Here is an 18726-nt window from a genome sequence, read left to right as displayed (position 1 = left end):
GCGGGGTGGAATTGTTCGACCAGTTGCGGGGCGTGTTCGGGATCGCGGTGCTGATGGGCCTCGCATGGGCCTTCAGCGAGAACCGCCGCGCCTTGCCCGGCTGGCGCTGGATCGCGGGCGCGCTGGTGATGCAGGGCCTGCTCGCGGTGCTGATCGTGCGCGTGCCCGCGGTGTGGGCCGCGGTCGGCCTCGTCAATAATGCGGTGAGCGCGGTCGAGGCGGCGACCTTGAAGGGCTCGGCATACATGTTCGGCTATCTCGGCGGGGCGGAGCTGCCCTTCGCGCTGAAGCCGGGCGCGCAGCCGCCGCTGGTGATCGCCTTCCAGATCCTGCCGCTGGTGATCGTCTTCTCGGCGCTCTCGGCGCTGCTGTGGCACTGGGGCGTGCTGCGTTGGCTGGTCAACGGGCTTTCCTTCCTGCTGCGCCGTTCGCTGGGGGTAAGCGGCCCGGTGGGCCTCGCGGGCGGGGCCGCGCTGTTCCTCGGCGTGGTCGAGACCCCGCTCGTCACCCGCGCCTATTTCGCCCGCGCGAGCCGCTCGGAGCTGTTCCAGCTGATGGTGCTGGCGATGGCGACCATCAGCGGCGCGCTGCTGGTGCTCTATGCCACCACCTTGCGCGCGGTGGTGCCCGACGCGGTCGGCCACATGATCGCCGCCTCGCTCGTCTCGATCCCCGCCGCGCTGCTGGCCGCGCGCATGATCGTGCCCGAAACCCCCGCTCCCGAAGCCGCAGGCGAGGGCCCCCTCAAGCCCGAAGAGGAAGGCGAGCCCGGCCTCGCCTATGACAGCAGCATCGATGCGATCATGCGCGGCACCGCCGATGGCTTGCAGCTGTTCCTCAGCGTCATCGCGGTCATCATCGTGGTGTTTGCGCTGGTGGCGCTCGCCGACCAGATCCTTGCGGCGCTGCCGTGGATCGAGGGCGCGCCGCTGACCTTGAAGCGCCTCATGGGCTGGGCCGCTGCGCCGCTCATGTGGCTGATCGGCGTGCCCTGGGGCGAGGCGCAGGCGGCGGGGGCATTGATGGGCACCAAGGCGGTGCTCAACGAATATGTCGCCTATCTCGAGCTTGCCGCGCTCGCCCCCGGCACGCTCGGGCCGAGGGCGACGCTGATCGTCACCTATGCGCTGTGCGGGGTGGCCAACCTTGCGAGCGTGGGCCTGCTGGTCTCGACCATCGGCACCCTGTGTCCCGAGCGCCGCGCCGAGGCGGCGGGGCTGGGGATGAAGAGCTGGGTCGCGGGCAACCTCGCCAGCGCCATGACCGGCGCATGGATCGGGCTGGTGACGTGGTGAGGGCGCGCCGGTGCTAGACGCCAAACTCCGCCCGCTGATCGACCCGCCCCTGAACGCCGTCGGTCGCGCGCTGGCCGATGCGGGCGTTACGGCCAACGCGATCACCTTCACCGGCCTCGCCCTCGGCCTTGCCGGGGCCGCCGCCATCGCCGTGGGCCACATCGGCTGGGGCCTCGCGCTGATCCTCGCCAACCGGCTGCTCGACGGGCTTGACGGGGCGGTGGCACGCGCCCGCGGGCCGTCCGACCTCGGCGGCTATTTCGATATCGTCGCGGACTTCGCCTTCTATGTGAGCGTGCCCCTCGCCTTCGGCTTCGGGGATCCCGCGCGCACCCTCCCCGCGCTGGTGCTCGTCGCGAGCTTCGTTCTCACCGGCGTCAGCTTCCTCGCCTTTGCCGTCATCGCCGCCAAGCGCGGTGCGAGCACCGAGGCGCACGGGAAGAAGAGCTTCTTCTACTCGACCGGCCTCGCCGAGGGCACCGAGACCATCGCGGTGTTCATCGCCATGTGCCTGTGGCCCGCGTGGTTCGGCGCAATCGCCTACGCCTATGCGACGCTATGCGTGCTGACTGTATTCCAAAGGAGCGCGATGGCCGCGCAGGGTTTTCGCGACTAACGCGCCGCCGTCCCCAGCAGCGCCTCGGTCCGGCTGCGCAGGTCGTTGATGCGCGCGGTGTTGGCGCCGAGGTCGCTCACCCCCACGCGGCTGACCGAACGGAAGTCGATCTGCGCATCGCCGACACGCGCGACGACATCGTCCTTGAAGCCGAACCAGAAGCTTGTCGCCACGCCCTCGACCGTGCCCGCAGCCTCGTCGGCGCGAATGTCGGTGAGGCCCATCGCGCTCATCGCCGCCTTGACCGCCGCGATACCCGCCGCCTTGTCCGCGCCGCCCAAGGGCAGCGGCGCCGGGCGGTCGGCCTTGGCGGTGATGATCTGCGCGAGGCTCTTGACCGCCAGCTCATCCGAAACGCGCCCCTGATAGGGCTTCAGCTGGCCGATCGGGGTCTGGTAGTCGTTGACCGGATTGAACTCCGCCCCCGCCCGCTCGGCCATCACGGCGGTGGAGAAGACCGGCGGATTGCCGGTGTCGGTGGCGATGTCGGAAACCGGGTTGGCGGCCGCCTTGCCGCCAAGGCTCGCGATCATGCCGAACACCCCGAGCACCGCCAGCAGCGCGACCGCCGCGACCGCCAGCGGCACCGTCCGCCGCGGCTTGGCGCGGATCGCCAGCACCAGCGACACCAGCGCGACGAGCCCGAGAATGCCGAGCAGGATCGGCCCGCCCGCGATCGTCAGGGTGAGGAGGCCGAACTGCCAGCTCCAGATCCCGAACTTGGTGCCCAGGGCGGCGATCACGAACCACAGGGGCACGATTGCCATCAGGGCCAGCGTCAGCTTGGTCGATTTGGGGGTAGGGTTCATCGGCGGGTTGAGCGGCATGTTCATGACGGCGAGCATAGCGCGCCTTCCCCTCATGGCAATGCCTGCGCGGCAGGGCGTTGCAGCAGGCATGGAACCTCTCCCGATCCTCGTGCGTTAGGGGTTGGCGGAGTTGGGGAAAGGGGCGCGTTCCATGCGTGAAGTCCCGCTTTTCTTGCCCGAGAAACTGGAGTAAGGCCCGCTGGGATGCGGGAGGAACAAGTTGTTCAGAGGACAAACGACCATGAAGCGTAATTTCCTGATGGGCGCAGCTGCGCTGGCAGCACTCGCCACCCTTTCGGCTTGCGGTGGCAAGAAGGAAGAAGAAGCTGCGGCTCCGGCTGCGGCGACCGAAGAAGCGGCCGCTCCGGCTGAAACCGCTGCCGCCACCCCGGCCGCTGCTGCCGCCGATGCCAGCGCCAAGCTCGAATATGCCAGCTTCACCGGCGATGCCGCTTCGGGCGAGAAGGTCTTCGCCGCGTGCCGCACCTGCCACGTCTTCGACGACGGCGTGAACCGCGTCGGCCCGTCGCTGCACAAGATCGTCGGCCGCAAGTCGGGCTCGGTGGCGGGCTTCGCCTATTCGGACGCCAACAAGAACAGCGGCATCACCTGGACGCCGCAGGTCCTGTTCGAATACCTCAAGGACCCGAAGGCCTATGTCCCGGGCACCAAGATGAACTTCCCGGGCGTCAAGGACGACCAGAAGCGCGCCGACCTCGTCGCCTATCTGGAAGCCCAGTCGAAGTAATTCGACCGGCGCCTCAGGGCACAAGAAAAACGGGCGGTGCAGCATGGCTGCGCCGCCCTTTTTCGTGGGTCTTGCGCGGGGGGCCTCGCCCGGGTCCAAGCGCGGGGAGGAGGCTGAGGGGGCTTGCGGGCGCGCGCGGCAAAGCCGCGCGCGCCCGCAAGCCCCCTCAGCCCCGCCCTCAGGCGGCCAGCAGCCTTTCGTCGACCGGGCAGTGGCGCGCGAGATAGTCCTCGTGGGTGGGCAGACTGCCAACCGCGCGCGCGGTGAGGGTCTTCACGTTGGTGAGGAACTCGGCGAGCTGGGCGTCGCTGATCTGGTCGGCCATCGGATCGTAATCCGCCGGCATCACCCCCTGGCCCAGCATCACCTGCACCCAGCTCGCATCGCGGAACAGATCGTCCACGTCGCGGCCCACGCGCCCGCCTTGCGCGAACAGCGCGATCTTGTGGGTGAGGCTCTCGGGCACCTCCATGTTCTTGCAATAGCGCCAGAACTCCGAATCCTCGCGCGCGGTCTGGTGGTAGTGGAGGATGAGGAAGTCGCGGATCTGCGCGAACTCGGCTTCGCAGCGCCGGTTGTATTCCTCGCGGATCGCGGCTGGGTCTCCGGCGCGCGGGAAGAGCTGGATCAAGCGGCTGACATGCGACTGAATCAGGTGGATCGAGGTCGATTCGAGCGGCTCGAGGAAGCCGCTGGAGAGGCCGATCGCGGCGCAGTTGTGCGCCCAGAAGGCCTCGCGCCGCCCGGTGGTGAAACGGATCGGGCGCGGATCGCCCAAGGGCTTGGTGTCGAGCCCCGCCATCAATGTCTCGGCCGCTGCCTCGTCACTGGTGAAGCCGCTGGAATAGACATGGCCGTTGCCGGTGCGGTGCTGGAGCGGGATGCGCCATTGCCAGCCAGCGTCCTTCGCGGTCGCGCGGGTATAGGGCACGAGCGTGGGCAGCCGCTCGGAGGGTACGGCCAGCGCGCGGTCGCAGGGGAGCCACTTCGACCAGTCCTGATAGCCGACCCCCAGCGTCTCGCCGAGCAGCAGCGCACGGAAGCCGGTGCAGTCGATGAAGAAATCGCCCGCGACCTCTTTGCCGCCCTTCAGCGTGATCGCGCGGATATCCCCGCTCTCGCCGTCGCGCTGGACGCTCTCGACGATGCCCTCGGTGCGGGTGACGCCCTTCTGTTCGGCATAGGCGCGGAGGAACAGGGCATAGCGGCTGGCGTCGAAGTGATAGGCATAAGCGAGGCCGGTCATGGAGGTGTTGCCGACCCGGTCGAGCTTGCCGAAACGCGCGCCGTCTGCCGCCATCTGGTGGAGCGAGTAATCCCACAGCCCCTTGGGATCGGGCGTCGCCCCGGCGCTGCGCCGCCAATAGTGGTGGAAGGGCACGTGGCCGAGGCTCATCCCGGTATCGCCGAAGGTGTGGAGGTAGCGGCTGCCCTTCGCGCCCCAGTCGACGAACTCGATCCCGAGTTTGAAGGTGCCCGAGGTGGCGCGCAGGAAGGCGTTCTCGTCGAGCCCGAGGATGGCGTTCAGGCGGATAATCTGCGGGATCGTCGCCTCGCCCACGCCGACCGTGCCGATTGCCTCGCTCTCGACCAGCTCGATGGTGAGGCGCTGGCCCAGGAGGCGCGCGAAGGCGGCCGCGGTGATCCACCCGGCAGTCCCCCCGCCGACGATCACGAGCTTGTTCACTTCAGGCCTTTGCATATGTCCTCGTCCCATGTGTCGCCGCTTCAGCCGGGGGCCGGGCGGAAGAAGGCATTGATCGTCAGCCGCCCCTCGCGGGGGTCGGCGCTCAAGGGGGCGTCGTTGTCGACCACCCCGCTGTGGAGCAGGTTGCCGCGGTAAAACACCGCGCGGTTGAAGGTCCCCTCGGCGACATGGACCCGCTCGAAATGCGGCGCGCCGTCGGTGGGGTAGGCGGCAGGCGGCAGGCCGGTGCGGCCATATTCGGCCTGCACCGCGGCGGCATAGCGCGGGTAGGTCTCGGCGGTGAGCGCCGCGAGCCCGGTCGAGCGGTGGCGGAAAAAGGCGGTGCCGCCGTGGCCGGTGTGATGGAGGTAGAGCATCATCGCGATCTGCTGCGGATCGGTGCCGTCGACATGCGGCAGGCGCTGCATCGGGGCGAGCGCCGCGGGCGGGCTCGTCACCAGCGAATACCACGCCTGCATGGCCCAGGGGCGGCCCGTCCCGCCGAACCACTGGTCGAGCAGCGGCGACAGCCGCGCTGCCCACGCGGCCTGCACCGCCGGATCGAGCGGGGCGCGCACCCCGGGATATTGCGGCGTGATTTTTGCAAAATTTTGCAAAACTGCTTGCGAAATGGCGTGCCCGGGATCGACGAGAAAATTGTCGAGGCTGACAAGCCGCTGTTCTGCATCGCAAAAATATTCCTCGCACCAATTGGCGAGGGCAATTCCCCAGCGCGCGGGGGCATCCTGTCGGGGCGAGGCGGGCTGGCTGGCCATGCGGGGGAGCCTAACAAACTCGCGGCGGGGCTCCAAGCTGGAAGCTTAAAACACTAGAAAAGCGTCGAAAAATGGCCGACAAGCGGACACGTATGAGGGTCATGGCGGGGCGCGGCGACGCAAGGCGCTCTGCTGCACTGCGCCGCAAGCCAAAACTGTGACAATCGCGCAACATTCGCATTGATGATAGCGCTATCAACAAGCGATTTGGGCGGGAAGTTCGCCTTCAAGACAATGAAAAAGCTATAGAACACAAGATTTTTGGGGTCTCCGCGAAAGCCCGCCATTTGGCGATTTACCTGCGGTTCAGGTTCGGCTATGAAAAAACCTGCAAAAGCGCTGCCGAACGGCGCTTGCGGGAGGGGACTTCTGATGAAAATGAACGGGATCAATGCAAGCGCGCGCCTGCTGTGCGGGGCCGCGACCTTTTTGGCGCTCGCTGTCACCGGCACGCCGGTGCTGGCGCAGGAGCAGTCTGACGAGGACAAGGCCGCCGCCGTCGAAGGCCAGGGCGAAGCCGAAGGCGAGGCGATCATCGTCACCGGGATCCGCGGCTCGATCCAGTCCTCGCTCGACGCCAAGCGCGAAGCGACCTCGATCGTCGAAGTGATTTCGTCCGAAGACCTCGGCCTGCTGCCCGACCTCTCGATCGCCGACTCGCTCGCCCGTCTGCCCGGCGTGACCGCCCAGCGCGTGCGCGGCCGTTCGCAGCAGGTCTCGATCCGCGGCCTCGGCCCGGACTTCTCCCTCGCGCTCCTCAACGGCCGCGAAGTCGTTTCGGCGGGCAACAACCGCGGGATCGAATTCGACCAGTTCCCCTCGGAACTGATCGGCCAGGGCATCGTCTACAAGACCGGTGACGCCCAACTCGCCGCGATCGGCATCGCCGGCGCGGTCGACCTGCGCACCGTCAAGCCGCTCGATTCCAAGAAGCGCCAGATCACCGTCTCGGGCACCTACACCTACAACGACAACGGCTCGCTCAACCCCGACTTCAGCTCGAGCGGCTACCGCTTCTTCGGCAGCTACATCGACCAGAACGAGGCGGGCACCGTGGGTTGGTCGATCGGTGCGACCGTGCAGTCGATCCCGACCCAGATCATCCAGCGCGAGCTCAAGACCAACAACGGCCAGATCGCCCGCACCCCGGCCGGCGTGATCTTCCCGCGCGACAACCCGCGTCAGGGCGTCCAGAGCCGCGAGTTCAAGCGCACCTCGGTCGCAGGCTCGCTCCAGTTCGAGCCGACCGACCGCTTCTCGCTCACCGTCGACGCCTTCTACACCGGCACCAAGGATGAGGGTATCTTCCGCGGCACCGAAACCCCGATCGCCTCGTGGAGCACCAATGGCGGGGCGCAGGTCGGCGCGGTCACCGGTTCGGGGCCCTTTGCCGACACCGCGACCTATTCGAACGTCTACCCGATCCTGCGCACCGACACCGAAGGCGCGGATTCGGACATCTTCGCCATCGGCGGCAACATGGAGTGGAAGGCGACCGACAACCTCGGCTTCGTCCTCGACTACGGCTATTCGACGCTCGACCGCAACGATGTCGACTACGAATCCTACGCCGGCACCGGCCGCGCCGGTTCGGGCCCGGCCGACACGCTGACCTTCACCTTCCCGAAGAACGGCGAATACTCGATCGACGGGCTGATCGACTACACCAATCCGGCCAACGTCCTGCTCACCGATCCGGGCGGGTGGGGCCAGGTCGGCTTCCTGCGCGAGCCGGAAATCAATGACGAGCTGCACCAGCTGCGCGCCGAGACCTATTGGGAGTTCGACGGCGGGCTGATCGACAAGATCACCGTGGGCTGGCTCTACACCGACCGCTCGAAGGACTTCGACAACAACGGCACCTTCCTGCGTCCCGGCACCGGCTTCGTGAACTCGTCGCTGGCGATCCCGGCCTCGACCATCGTCGGCGTGACCAATTCGAAGGGCATCGGGCAGGACATCATCGCCTATCAGCCGGCCGTCCTGCTGACCAACGGCGCCTACCGCCTCGAGCGTGCGACCGACGACACCGAATGGACCGTCGACGAGCAGATCAACAACTTCTACATCCAGGCCGATATCGACGGCGATCTCGGTTCGGTGCCGGTGCGCGGCAACTTCGGCCTGCGCTATATCGACACCAAGCAGGGTTCGACCGGAACGCTGGCGGGCGGCCGCATCAATGATGTGGAATACAGCTACTCCAACTGGCTGCCGAGCGCGAACCTCAGCTTCGAGGTGATGCCGGATACCTTCATCCGCCTCGCCTTCGCGCAGACCATCACCCGCGCGCGGCTCGACCAGCTGGCGGCCAACCAGAACCTCACCTTCCGCCCGCAAGTCTGCCCGGACGCCAATGGCGACCAGGTCCCCGACTCGGTGGTGGGCTTCAATCCCCCGGCGCAGGTCTGCTTCGACCTGAGCGGCGGCAACCCCTCGCTCGAGCCCTACAAGTCGACCTCCTACGACATCTCCTTCGAGAAGTATTTCTCGCCGGGCAGCGCGATCATCGTCGCGGCCTTCTACAAGGACCTGTCGGACTGGGTGGTCAGCCTCGGCGAGAGCGCAGATCTCACCCAGCAGATCCAGAACCGCGGCTTCGGTGCCTTCCTTGCGGCCAACCCGCAGGTTGCGCTCGGCCAGTTCAACGGGCCGGTCAACTTCTCGAACGGCAAGATCGCCGGGGTCGAAGGCACGGTGCGGGTCAACTTCGGCGACCTGTCGGAGAAGCTCGACGGGTTCGGCGGGTTCTACTCGCTGACCTATTCGGACGCCGAGATCACTCCTCCGGGCACCAACGCGATCCCGATCCCGGGCTATTCGGACCTCACCTGGTCGGGTGACGTGTTCTACGAAAAGAACGGCTTCCGCGCCAAGCTCGCCGCGCGTTACCGCGGCGGGTTCCTCTCGGAAGTGCCGAACTTCGCGGGCGGTCTCGAAGGCGCGGATGCGCAGAGCGAAACCATCCTCGACGCGCAGATCGGCTACACCTTCACCCGCGAAGGCAGCTTCCTCAACGGGGTGCAGGTGCTGGCGGAAGTGTTCAACCTGACCGACGAGCCCTTCGTGACGCAGAACGAGCTGTTCGGGTCGAACGGCACGTCGCTCGGCCAGTCCTTCCCGAGCCGTCACGAAATCTACGGCCGGACCTTCCAGTTCACGCTGCGCAAGAGCTTCTAAAGAGCCAACACCCTCGGGTCGCATTGAGGGTTGCAAGGGGGGCTCGCCGGAAACGGCGGGCCCCTTTCGCGTTGGAATTGCGGGGGCGTTGGCGCGGCGAAAGCACCGCTTTCCTACAGGGTGCGGGATGTGTCACGAAGGGGCATGCGCGCTGCCCTTTCCCTCGAGATTGCCTGCCCTTGGAAGGTCCTGCGCAAGGGTCGCTTTTCCGGCCCTGGACAGTGTCTCATGTGTCTCCAACAAGGGGCGGAGACAGGCCTTGCTCAGGCGGCGAGCGGCGGGGCGGCGCAGTGGCGGGCGATGAACTCGCCGTGGGACGGCATGGCGGCGACCGCCTCGTCCATCGCCCGGCGGATCTGGCCGAGCCGCTCGGCCACCGGCACTTGCGCACGCATCTGGGCGAGCGCCGGGGCGCGCTCGGGGGTGATGCCCTGGCCGAGGTACACCGCGATCCAGCTGGGGTTGGCGAACAGCTCGTGGGTCTCGGCGACGAGGGTGCCGTGGGCGCGGAAGTGGTCGATCTTGTACTGCAAGCTGTCGGGGATCGGCATGGCGGCGCAGTAGCGCCACAGCTCGGAGTCCTGCCTTTCGGTTGCCTTGTAGTGGAGGATCAGGAAGTCGCGGATCAGCTCGTACTCGCGGCTGGTCTGGGCGTTGTACTCGCGGACGAGCAGCGGCGGCATCGAGGCGTCGGGCAGCAGGGCGATGAGGCGCAGGATGCCGTACTGGATGAGGTGGAGCGAGGTCGATTCCAGCGGCTCCATGAAGCCCGCGGCAAGGCCGATGGCGACGCAGTTGCGCTTCCAGAACTCCCGGCGCTTGCCGGTGACGAAGCGCAAGGGGCGGGGATCGGCGAGCGCCTTGCCGTCGAGATTGGCGAGGAGGGTGGCAGCCGCCTCGTCCTCGGAGATGAACTGCGAGCAGTGGACATAGCCATTGCCGGTGCGGTGCTGGAGCGGGATGCGCCACTGCCACCCGGCCTCGCGCGCGGTGGAGCGGGTGTAGGGGGTGAACTCGCCGCGCTCGCAGGGCACGGCGACCGCGCGGTCGCAGGGGAGCCAGTGCTGCCAGTTGTCGTAGCCCGCTTCGAGGGCCTCCTCGATCAACAGGCCGCGGAAGCCCGAGCAGTCGACGAACAGCTCGCCCTCGATGCGGGTGCCGTTGTCGAGGGTGACGGCCTCGATGAAGCCGTCCTCGGCCCGGAGGGTGACGTCGACGACCTTGCCCTCGACGCGGCGCACGCCCCGCGCCTCGGCATAGCGGCGCAGGAAGGCGGCGTAGAGCCCGGCGTCGAAGTGGTAGGCGTAGTCGAAGGTCGACTGGATCAGGCGCGGGTCGGGCGAGGGGTGGGCGAAGCGGCCGGCCTTGGCCATCGCCCAGCACATCGAGAAGTCGTCGATCGGGCCGGGGGCGCGGCCGGCGAGGTGCTCGGCCATCCAGTGGTGGTAGAAGGGCACCGTGTCGAACTCGGCGCCGTACTGGCCGAAGGGGTGGAAGTAGCGGTGGTCCTTGCGGCCCCAGTCGACGAACTCGATGCCGAGCTTGAAGGAGCCCTGCGTCTCGCGAACGAAGGTCGCCTCGTCGATCCCGAGGCGCTGGTTGAAGTTGCGGATCGGCGGGATGGTGGCCTCGCCCACGCCGACGGTGCCGATCGCCTCGCTCTCGATGAGGGTGATGGTGCAGGCCCCGCCCACGGCCTGGGAGAGCGCGGCGGCGGTCATCCACCCGGCAGAGCCGCCGCCGACGATGGTGATGGACTTCAAGGGTGCAGGCGGAGCGGTCATCCCCCGCAACTCTCGCGGATCAGGAGGCTGGTTTCAAGCCGCTGCGAGATCGCCGGGCCATCCCCCTTGTCGATCAGCTTGGAGACCAGCATGCGCCCGGCAAGGTTGGCGTCCTGGTCGATGGTGGTGAGCTGCGGGGTGACGAGGCGGGCGGCGGGGATGTTGTCGTATCCCACCACCGAGACGTCCTCGGGCACGCGCATGCCCGAGCGGGTCAGCGCCCGGATCGCGCCGATGGCGATGAGGTCGGAGGCGGCGAAGATCGCGTCGAACCTGAGGCCGCGGGCGAGCGCGCTCCTGACGGCGGCCTCGGCGGAGTGGACCTCGAAGTGCGCGGGGACGACCAGATCGTCGTCGAAGCCGATGCCCGCCTGCTCGAGCGCCTGCTTGTATCCGCGCAGCCGCTGCTCGGCCTCGGGCGCCTCGCTGTCGCCGAGGAAGGCGATGCGGCGGCGGCCAAGGCGGGCGAGGTGCGATGTGGCGCGGCGGCCGCCGGCAAGGTTGTCCGATCCGATGACGCAGTATTGCGCGTCCGGAAACTCCGCGCCCCACACCACGAAGCGGTTGTCGCGCGCCGCCAAGGCATTGAACTCGTGATGCAGCGAGGACTGGCCGATGAAGATCACCCCGGTCGCGCGGCTGGTGCTCATCGCGTAGTCGAGATCGCCGGTGGCGCGCGGGGCGAGGTGGCTGATGATGAGATCGGCGTTGCGCTCGCGCGCGGCCTCGGCGATGCCGGCGAGCAACTCGAGGAAGAACGGGTCCGACACCCGCCCGTCGCGGCCCTGCGGGGCCGGGACGACCACGGCGAGCGTCGCGTCGGCCCCGATCGGGCCGCTCGGCATCGAGGCGCGGAACTCGTAGTCGTGCGCGCGGGCGATCTGCCAGATCTGCTGCTTGGTCCGCCGCTTGACCGAGGGGCTGTCGTTCAGTGCACGGCTGACGGTCGAGATCGAGACCCCCGCCTCGCGCGCGATATCCTCGAGCGTGGCGCTGCGCCGGGAGGAGGGGTTGTCGGCCATCCGAGTGCTTCAGCCGCCCGAGACGCGGGCCCAGTAGCCGGTGCCGGGGGGCAGCGCCTGCGGAACCTCGCCCGTGCCGACATGGCTCTCGGTCGCGATCAGGGTGAGGGTTCCGAGGCCCTCCGGCGCACTCCAATGGCCGGGTCCCTCGCCGAGGTTGAAGACGCACAGCACGGTGCCATCGGCGTCCGCGCGCAGGAAGGCGAGGATGTCCTCCGGGCTGTCGAGCAGCATGATCCCGCCCACCGCCAGCGCCGGAGCCTCGCGCCGCGCGGCCAGCAGCGCACGGGCATAGGCGAGCGTCGACGCGGGGTCGGCCGCCTGCCGGTCGACCGCAAAGCCGGTGTGGACCGGATCGAGCTTCAGCCACGTCCGGTTGGCGCTCGAGAAGCCGGCCTGCGGGGCACTTGCCTGCCACGGCATCGGGGTCCGCGCGCCGTCACGGCCCAGCGTATGCGGCCAGTTCACGATCGCCTCGGGGTCCTGCAGGTCCTCGAAAGCAACCTCGCCCTGCGGCAGGCCGAGCTCCTCGCCCTGATAGATGATCGGATTGCCGCGCAAGGCAAGCAGCACCAGCAGGTTGAGCCGCGCCATGCGGCCCATGTCGCCATCCAGCGTCCAGCGGGTGACGGCGCGCGGGGCATCGTGGTTGGAGAAGGCCCAGCTCGGCCAGCCTTCGCCCTCCTCGCCGCTCCACTGCGACAGGCTCGCGCGCACCAGCGGCGCGGTGAGGCGCGGGGCGTAGAGGAAATCGAAGTTGTAGGCGCTGTCGAGCCGCTTGCCGCCTGCGGTGAAGGCCTTCATCTCGGCGAGCGGCTCGGGCCCGCCGACTTCGGCGACGGTGAAGCGGCCCGGGAACTCGTCGAGCGTTGCGCGGATGCGTTCGAGGAAGGCGACGATGTCCGGGTGCGACTGGTTGTACTGCTTGATCTGCATGTCGAAGGGCCGGGTGACCAGCTCCATCGGTACGCCGCTCGGGGGGTTATCCCGCAGCTCGGGGTCATGCATCGAGAAGTTCAGCGCGTCCAGGCGGAAGCCATCCACCCCCCGCGCCAGCCAGAACCGCGCGACATCGAGCAGCGCGTTCTGCACGTCCGGGTTGTGGACGTTGAGATCGGGCTGCGAGGTCAGGAAGTTGTGCAGGTAATACTGCTTGCGGGGCCCATCCCACTGCCATGCCGAGCCGCCGAACACCGACTGCCAGTTCGACGGCGGCGAGCCGTCGGGTTTGGGATCGGCCCAGACATACCAGTCGGCCTTGGGATTGGTGCGATCCTGCCGGCTCTCCTGAAACCAAGCGTGCTCGTCGGAGGTGTGCGAATAAACCTGGTCGATGATGACCTTGAGGCCGAGGGCGTGCGCCTTCTCGATGATCCGGTCGAAATCGGCGAAGGTGCCGAAGCTCGGGTCGATGCCGCAGTAATCGGCGACGTCGTAGCCGAAGTCCTTCATCGGCGAGGTAAAGAAGGGGCTGATCCAGATCCCGTCGACCCCGAGGCCGGCGATATAGTCGAGCCCGTCGGCGATCCCGGCAAGATCGCCGATCCCGTCGCCGTTGGTGTCACGGAAGGAGCGCGGGTAGATCTGGTAGATGACCGCCCCGCGCCACCATGCGAGCGGGGCGTCGGTGGCAACGGCGGTGTCGGCAAGAGCGGTTGCCATTAGTCGTCGGACTCCAGAATGCAGGCGGCAAAGCCGAAGGCGGGCAGCGTGACCGTGACCGCGCCCGGTGCGGCGAGCGCGGCGGGGCAGGTTCCAATCAGGGGTGCGACGCCGCGCGCCGCGTAGCTGACCTCGATGGTTTGCGAAAGTGGGCTTTCGCCGGTGTTGAACAGCGCAAGGACGCGCTGTCCGGTTTCGGGATCGTGGCGCTCGACCGCGAGGAGGCCGGGGCCGGTCTCGGTGAAGGCGCGCACGGTGGTGAGCCCGCGGCGCAGCGCGGGCGAAGCGGTGCGGGCGGCGGAAAGCTCGGCGATCAGGCGGTAGAGCGGGTGGGCGGGGTTGAAATTGTCCTCAGCCGTGGTGGCATTGCTACCGATCAGATTGTTGTCGTTGTAGGCGGCGACCTTGCTGGGGAACATGTCCTCGCGCGCCAGCTGGTCGTTGCCGTCGGAGATGAAGCCCTGCTCGTCCCCGTAATAAACCGTCGGCACCCCGCGCAGCAGGAACATCATCGCATGGCCGAGCCTGACGCGGGCGAGGAGCTTCGCTTCGTCCTTCGAACCGCTCATGTCGCGCACGAACATGGAAAAGCGCCCGAAATCGTGGTTGCCGAGGAAGGTCGGGAGGCCGAGCGCGGTCTTCGGCCCGCCGGGGTAGATCGCGTCCTGTTCGAGGAATTCGGCCATCAACCGGGGGCCGGCCTTGCCGGATGCCACCAGCTGCGCGGCCTTGGCGAAGCCCATGTCGAGCGCATAGGGAAGACCGCTCTGCGCCATCACCTGCGCGGCGATGGTGGCGGTGGGTTCTTCATAAGCGATCTCGCCGAAGATGTGGAAGTGCTTGATTCCCTTGGCGTGCGCGCGCTTGAGGATCGCCGGAGTGAAGGCCTGCCAGAATTCGGGGTTCACGTGCTTGGCGGTGTCGATGCGGTAGCCGTCGATCCCGTAATCGTCGATCCACTGGCCGAAGATCTCGATCATGCCGGCAACGACGCGCGGGTTCTCGGTTGCGAGATCGTCGAGGCCCGAGAAGTCGCCGTAGAGGCTGCTCTCGCCCACCCAGTGCGAATTGCCGCGGTTGTGGTAGAGCGTGACGTCGTTGAGCCAAGCGGGGACCTTGATGTTCTTCTCCGCCTCGGGAACGACCGGGGTGTAGGCGAAGGTCGGGTCGGTGAGCTTGGCCCAATTGGCGGGATCGGGGTCGGCGTCGCCCGCGAAGCCCTCGTTGATCGCCTTGCCCTTCGGCCCGCCGCGGCGCGAGAAGGGATATTCGCCCTTGCTGCGGTAGCGGTAGCCGTTGGCTTCACCTTCGGCATAGCCGATCACGTCGGCGGTGTGATTGATGATGATGTCCATGTAGACCTTCATCCCGCGCGCATGGGCGGCATCGACGAAGGCCTTGAACTCGGCATTGGTGCCGAAATGCGGATCGACCTGGGTGAAGTCGGTCACCCAGTAGCCGTGATAGCCCGCGCTTTCCTGCCCGGGCATGCCCTGCACCGGCTTGTTCTTGAAGATCGGCGCGAACCAGATCGCGGTGACGCCCATGCCCTGGATGTAGTCGAGCTTGGCGGTCAGCCCCTTGAGGTCGCCGCCGTGGTAGAAGCCCTTGTGGGTCGGGTCGAAGCCGTGCTGGAAGGGGCCGCCCTTGAGGCCGCCCTTGTCGTTCGCCGGATCGCCATTGGCGAAGCGGTCGGGCAGGACGAAATAGATGATCTCGTCCTCGAGCGCGCGTTCGGCGAGGGGGGCGGCAGCGGGGACGGGCGCGGGGGGCGTTTCGGCCGCCAGGGGCACCCCCAAAAAGGCGGTGCCCGCACACAGCACAGCCGTAGCCTTCGCGAAGATTCGCTTCATCGTCCAACTCCCTCCGGCACGGGTTGTGACAGCTTGGGAAAGTTTTTGCAAATCTTTGTGACGACGCTCTGGCACACAGCGCGCCCTATGCAAGCTGTTTGATTTGCTTGCTAAACTGCCCGTCAACGCGACGAGTTGCCGATTTTTCCCGCTCCGAACCGCAAAGTTTCTTGCAAATTTTTGCAGGGCGTCCAGACTGCGGCCCGGCCACGACAAGCCGCCACGCCGGACGCAAGAACCGGAAGCATAGGCGGATGGCCATGCCGCGTCACGCCCCGGGATGGCGCGCGCGGCGGGGAGAGGGATGAAAGCGACCATGACGCACGTCGGCCACAAGCCTGCGCTGAGCGCGGGGCAGATCTGGAACATGAGTTTCGGGTTCCTCGGGATCCAAATCGGGTTCGAGCTCCAGAACGGCAATGTCAGCCGCATCTTCCAGACGCTGGGCGCCGATGTCGGCGAATTGGCGATTCTGTGGATCGCCGCGCCGATGACCGGGTTGATCGTGCAGCCGATCATCGGCCACCTGTCGGACAAGACCTGGAGCCCGCGTTTCGGTCGCCGCCGCCCGTTCTTCCTGATCGGCGCGCTGCTCGCGAGCCTCGCGCTGTTCGTCATGCCCAACGCGCCGGTGCTGTGGGTCGCGGCGGGGATGCTGTGGGTGATGGACGCTTCGCTCAACATCACGATGGAGCCGTTCCGCGCTTTCGTCGGCGATAATCTGCCCGATCGCCAGCGTACGATGGGCTACGCGATGCAGAGCTTCTTCATCGGCGCAGGTGCGGTGATGGCGGGGGCCTTGCCGTGGGTGATGACCAACTGGCTCGGCCTCAGCAACACCGCGCCCGAAGGGATGATCCCGCAGACAGTGCAGTGGTCGTTCTACATCGGCGGCGCGGCGCTGCTGGCGGCGGTGGCGTGGACGGTGTTCACGACCAATGAGTATTCGCCGGAAGAGCTCGCCCGCTTCGAAGCCGCCCGCGCCGACACCCCGCGCCAGACCGAAGGCGCCGCTCCGCGCAGCGCCGCTCAGTTCACCAGCGGCGGGACGCTGTGGGTGATCGCGGGTCTCGCCATCGCCGCCTTCGTTGCCTTCGCCCGCAGCGAGCCGCGCCCCGCTTTCCTCGGCACGATCGAGATCGCCAAGGACATCTACGTCCTCGCCGCGCTGGTCGCGGGCTTCGGGGTGGTGCAGCTGATCGCCGGGGCGCTCCGCAAGCAGGGCCGCGAGGAGAGCGGCTTCATGGAGGTCGTCACCGATCTCTTCGCCATGCCGCGCACCATGCGGCAACTGGCTGTGGTGCAGTTCTTCAGCTGGTTCGGGATGTTCGGGTTGTGGATCTACGGCACGCCCGGCGTGACCGAATACCACTTCGGCGCGAGCGACGCGGCCAGCGCCGCCTATCAGAACGGCGCGGACTGGTGGAGCCTGATGGGATCGGTGCGCAACGGCCTCGCCGCCGCCGCGGCACTCGGCTTCGTGATGATCGCCGCGAAGATCGACCGCTGCCGCCTCCACGCTGTCAACCTGATCGCGGGCGCGGCGGGCTTTGCCGCGGTGCTGCTGGTGCGCGATCCGGCGCTCCTGTGGATTCCGCAGATCGGCATCGGCATCGCCTGGGCCTCGATCGTCTCGATGCCCTATGCGATCCTCGCGGGCTGCGTTCCGCAGGAAAAAATGGGCATTTACATGGGGGTGTTCAACATTTTTATTGTTGTGCCGCAGCTTCTGGCCTCGACCCTGCTCGGCTTCCTCCTCACCAACCTGTTCGGCGGCCACCCGATCTGGGCGATGGCGATCTCGGCGGTGAGTATGGTTCTGGCCGCCGTCGCGACCTTCTTCGTCGCCGATGGTGAGGGCGCGCGCGCGCCGCAGCCGGTGGCGGGGCAGGCGTGATGCGGCTTGCTCTTGCGCTGCTGGCGGGCGCGCTCGCCGCCGCTCCCGCGCTGGCGGAAACGCCGGACTACGCCCCGCGCGATGTGGTCGAGTTGCAGAACGCCGAGTGGACCCGCGATGCGGTGCTCTACCAGCTCAACACCCGCCAGTTCACGCCCGAGGGCACCTTCGCCGCCGCGCAGACACAGCTGCCGCGCCTCGCGGCGATGGGGGTCGACATCATCTGGCTGATGCCGGTCCACCCGATCGGCGAGGTCAATCGCAAGGGTTCATTGGGCAGCCCCTACGCCGTGCGCGACTACCGCGCGGTCAACCCGGAGCTTGGCACCGAGGCCGACTTCCGCGCCTTTGTTGACGAGGCGCACCGGCTGGGGCTGAAGGTGATCCTCGACTGGGTCGCGAACCATTCGTCCTACGACAACCCGCTGACGCTCTCGCACCCCGAGTGGTACACCCGCACCCCCGAAGGCGCGATGATGTCGCCCGCGGGGACCGACTGGAGCGACGTCGCCGACTTCGACTACTCGCAAGCGGGCCTCAGGCAATACATGACCGAAAGTCTCGCTTTCTGGGTGCGCGAATATGGCATCGACGGCTTCCGCTGCGATGTTGCGGGCTGGGTGCCGACCGATTTCTGGGAAACGGCGCGGGCAGAGTTGAACGCCATCAAGCCGGTCTTCATGCTCGCCGAATGGGAGCAGCGCGATCTCCACACCCGCTCCTTCGATGCGACCTATGGGTGGAAGTGGAAGGAAGCCTTCCAGAAGCTCGCCAAGAGCGGCGAGGGTGCAGGGCCGATCCGCGGTTACTACAACGAACAGCAGGAAACCTGGCCGCGCGCGGCGATGCGGATGGTCTATACCGAGAATCACGACCAGAACTCGTGGGACGGGGTCGCCGCCGAGATCTACGGTCCGGCCTATGAGGCGGCGATCGCGCTCTCTTTCGTGGGCTCGGGCCTGCCGCTGATCTACAACGGGCAGGAAGCCGATAACGACCGCCAGCTGGAGTTCTTCGAGCGCGACCCGATCATGTGGAAGGAGGGCCGCTACGACGCCCTCTTCGCCAAGCTGATCGCCCTGAAGACCGCTCATCCGGCGCTGCACAACGGGCGCTACGGCGCGGCGATGGTCGAGGTGCCGACCAGCCAGAGCGCCGACGTCTATGCATTCACGCGGGGTGAGAAGGGCGCGCGGGTGTTCGCCGTCTTCAACCTCTCGCCCCGCCCCCACGCGGTGACCTTCAGCCTCGCGCGCCACCACGGCAGCTACACCGAAGCGATGACCGGCGCGCCCGCGTTGTTTGCAGGGGGCGAGAGCCTCGATCTGCCCGCATGGGGTTACCGCATCTACACCGAGACCAAGTGAGGCAGGCCGCCCCCGAAGGCCTGCGAGGAG

At 67.5% G+C, this 18726-nt stretch carries 13 protein-coding genes; 6 read left to right on the top strand and 7 right to left on the bottom strand.

What is annotated here, in order from left to right; all coding sequences use genetic code 11:
- The first annotated feature begins 5 nt into the window (after positions 1-5).
- Positions 6-1295: a NupC/NupG family nucleoside CNT transporter gene (locus tag PFX90_RS15050; protein ID WP_285713424.1), complete on the top strand. Its 1290-nt coding sequence runs from the start codon at positions 6-8 to the stop codon at positions 1293-1295.
- 10 nt (positions 1296-1305) lie between these two features.
- Positions 1306-1911 (top strand): CDP-alcohol phosphatidyltransferase family protein, encoded by a 606-nt coding sequence (locus PFX90_RS15045; RefSeq protein WP_285713423.1) that lies wholly within the window; start codon positions 1306-1308, stop codon positions 1909-1911.
- Here the strand turns inward: PFX90_RS15045 and PFX90_RS15040 are convergent.
- Complete coding sequence (locus PFX90_RS15040; RefSeq protein WP_285713421.1) at positions 1908-2744, bottom strand: DUF1499 domain-containing protein; 837 nt, start codon at positions 2742-2744, stop codon at positions 1908-1910. The two genes, PFX90_RS15045 and PFX90_RS15040, sit on opposite strands and share 4 nt — an antisense overlap.
- A 217-nt stretch (positions 2745-2961) precedes the next feature.
- On the opposite strand from PFX90_RS15040, the gene PFX90_RS15035 reads away from it, so the two are divergent.
- Positions 2962-3468, top strand: a complete 507-nt coding sequence (locus tag PFX90_RS15035) for a c-type cytochrome (RefSeq protein ID WP_285713420.1) — start codon at positions 2962-2964, stop codon at positions 3466-3468.
- A 178-nt stretch (positions 3469-3646) separates the two neighbouring features.
- Here PFX90_RS15035 and PFX90_RS15030 read toward each other — a convergent pair whose 3' ends face one another.
- On the bottom strand, positions 3647-5170 hold the full coding sequence (locus PFX90_RS15030; RefSeq protein WP_285713419.1) for a tryptophan halogenase family protein: 1524 nt from the start codon (positions 5168-5170) through the stop codon (positions 3647-3649).
- A 26-nt stretch (positions 5171-5196) separates the two neighbouring features.
- Positions 5197-5880 carry a DUF6445 family protein gene (locus PFX90_RS15025; protein WP_285713606.1) on the bottom strand — a complete coding sequence of 228 codons (684 nt, stop codon included), beginning with the start codon at positions 5878-5880 and terminating at the stop codon, positions 5197-5199.
- A gap of 423 nt (positions 5881-6303) precedes the next feature.
- On the opposite strand from PFX90_RS15025, the gene PFX90_RS15020 reads away from it, so the two are divergent.
- Positions 6304-9111 (top strand): TonB-dependent receptor, encoded by a 2808-nt coding sequence (locus tag PFX90_RS15020; RefSeq protein ID WP_285713418.1) that lies wholly within the window; start codon positions 6304-6306, stop codon positions 9109-9111.
- Between the two features lie 263 nt (positions 9112-9374).
- Here PFX90_RS15020 and PFX90_RS15015 read toward each other — a convergent pair whose 3' ends face one another.
- Genes PFX90_RS15015 through PFX90_RS15000 form a run of 4 tightly spaced genes read right to left on the bottom strand, consistent with a single transcriptional unit; the run spans position 9375 to position 15432 of the window.
- A complete protein-coding gene (locus PFX90_RS15015) occupies positions 9375-10895 on the bottom strand; it encodes a tryptophan halogenase family protein (protein WP_285713417.1) in 1521 nt (506 codons plus the stop codon).
- The gene (locus PFX90_RS15010) at positions 10892-11917 is read right to left on the bottom strand and encodes a LacI family DNA-binding transcriptional regulator (RefSeq protein WP_285713416.1); all 1026 of its coding nucleotides are present in this window, start codon (positions 11915-11917) and stop codon (positions 10892-10894) included. Before PFX90_RS15010 ends, PFX90_RS15015 begins: the two co-directional genes overlap by 4 nt.
- Positions 11918-11926: 9 nt before the next feature.
- The gene (locus tag PFX90_RS15005) at positions 11927-13579 is read right to left on the bottom strand and encodes an alpha-amylase family glycosyl hydrolase (RefSeq protein WP_285713415.1); all 1653 of its coding nucleotides are present in this window, start codon (positions 13577-13579) and stop codon (positions 11927-11929) included.
- A complete protein-coding gene (locus PFX90_RS15000) occupies positions 13579-15432 on the bottom strand; it encodes an alpha-amylase family glycosyl hydrolase (RefSeq protein ID WP_285713414.1) in 1854 nt (617 codons plus the stop codon). The genes PFX90_RS15005 and PFX90_RS15000 overlap by 1 nt, the downstream gene beginning before the upstream one ends.
- A 304-nt stretch (positions 15433-15736) precedes the next feature.
- On the opposite strand from PFX90_RS15000, the gene PFX90_RS14995 reads away from it, so the two are divergent.
- Both PFX90_RS14995 and PFX90_RS14990 read left to right on the top strand, forming a co-directional pair.
- Positions 15737-17329, top strand: coding sequence for an MFS transporter (locus PFX90_RS14995; RefSeq protein WP_285713412.1), 1593 nt, complete (start codon positions 15737-15739; stop codon positions 17327-17329).
- Positions 17329-18696, top strand: coding sequence for an alpha-amylase family glycosyl hydrolase (locus PFX90_RS14990; RefSeq protein WP_285713410.1), 1368 nt, complete (start codon positions 17329-17331; stop codon positions 18694-18696). The genes PFX90_RS14995 and PFX90_RS14990 overlap by 1 nt, the downstream gene beginning before the upstream one ends.
- Positions 18697-18726: the final 30 nt, after the last annotated feature.

It is taken from the genome of Erythrobacter oryzae, from assembly GCF_030271515.1.
Lineage (GTDB): Bacteria > Pseudomonadota > Alphaproteobacteria > Sphingomonadales > Sphingomonadaceae > Erythrobacter > Erythrobacter oryzae.
Note: the sequence above shows the minus strand (reverse complement) of the source record. Positions and strands in the feature narration are given on the sequence as shown.

Excerpts from the sequence above, each read along its gene's own strand:
- PFX90_RS14990 (WP_285713410.1), top strand. The coding sequence starts at position 17,329 with ATGCGGCTTGCTCTTGCGCTGCTGGCGGGCGCGCTCGCCGCCGCTCCC.
- PFX90_RS15015 (WP_285713417.1), bottom strand. The coding sequence starts at position 10,895 with ATGACCGCTCCGCCTGCACCCTTGAAGTCCATCACCATCGTCGGCGGC.
- PFX90_RS15010 (WP_285713416.1), bottom strand. The coding sequence starts at position 11,917 with ATGGCCGACAACCCCTCCTCCCGGCGCAGCGCCACGCTCGAGGATATC.
- PFX90_RS15020 (WP_285713418.1), top strand. The coding sequence starts at position 6,304 with ATGAAAATGAACGGGATCAATGCAAGCGCGCGCCTGCTGTGCGGGGCC.
- PFX90_RS14995 (WP_285713412.1), top strand. The coding sequence starts at position 15,737 with ATGAAAGCGACCATGACGCACGTCGGCCACAAGCCTGCGCTGAGCGCG.
- PFX90_RS15035 (WP_285713420.1), top strand. The coding sequence starts at position 2,962 with ATGAAGCGTAATTTCCTGATGGGCGCAGCTGCGCTGGCAGCACTCGCC.
- PFX90_RS15000 (WP_285713414.1), bottom strand. The coding sequence starts at position 15,432 with ATGAAGCGAATCTTCGCGAAGGCTACGGCTGTGCTGTGTGCGGGCACC.
- PFX90_RS15030 (WP_285713419.1), bottom strand. The coding sequence starts at position 5,170 with ATGCAAAGGCCTGAAGTGAACAAGCTCGTGATCGTCGGCGGGGGGACT.
- PFX90_RS15005 (WP_285713415.1), bottom strand. The coding sequence starts at position 13,579 with ATGGCAACCGCTCTTGCCGACACCGCCGTTGCCACCGACGCCCCGCTC.
- PFX90_RS15040 (WP_285713421.1), bottom strand. The coding sequence starts at position 2,744 with ATGAACATGCCGCTCAACCCGCCGATGAACCCTACCCCCAAATCGACC.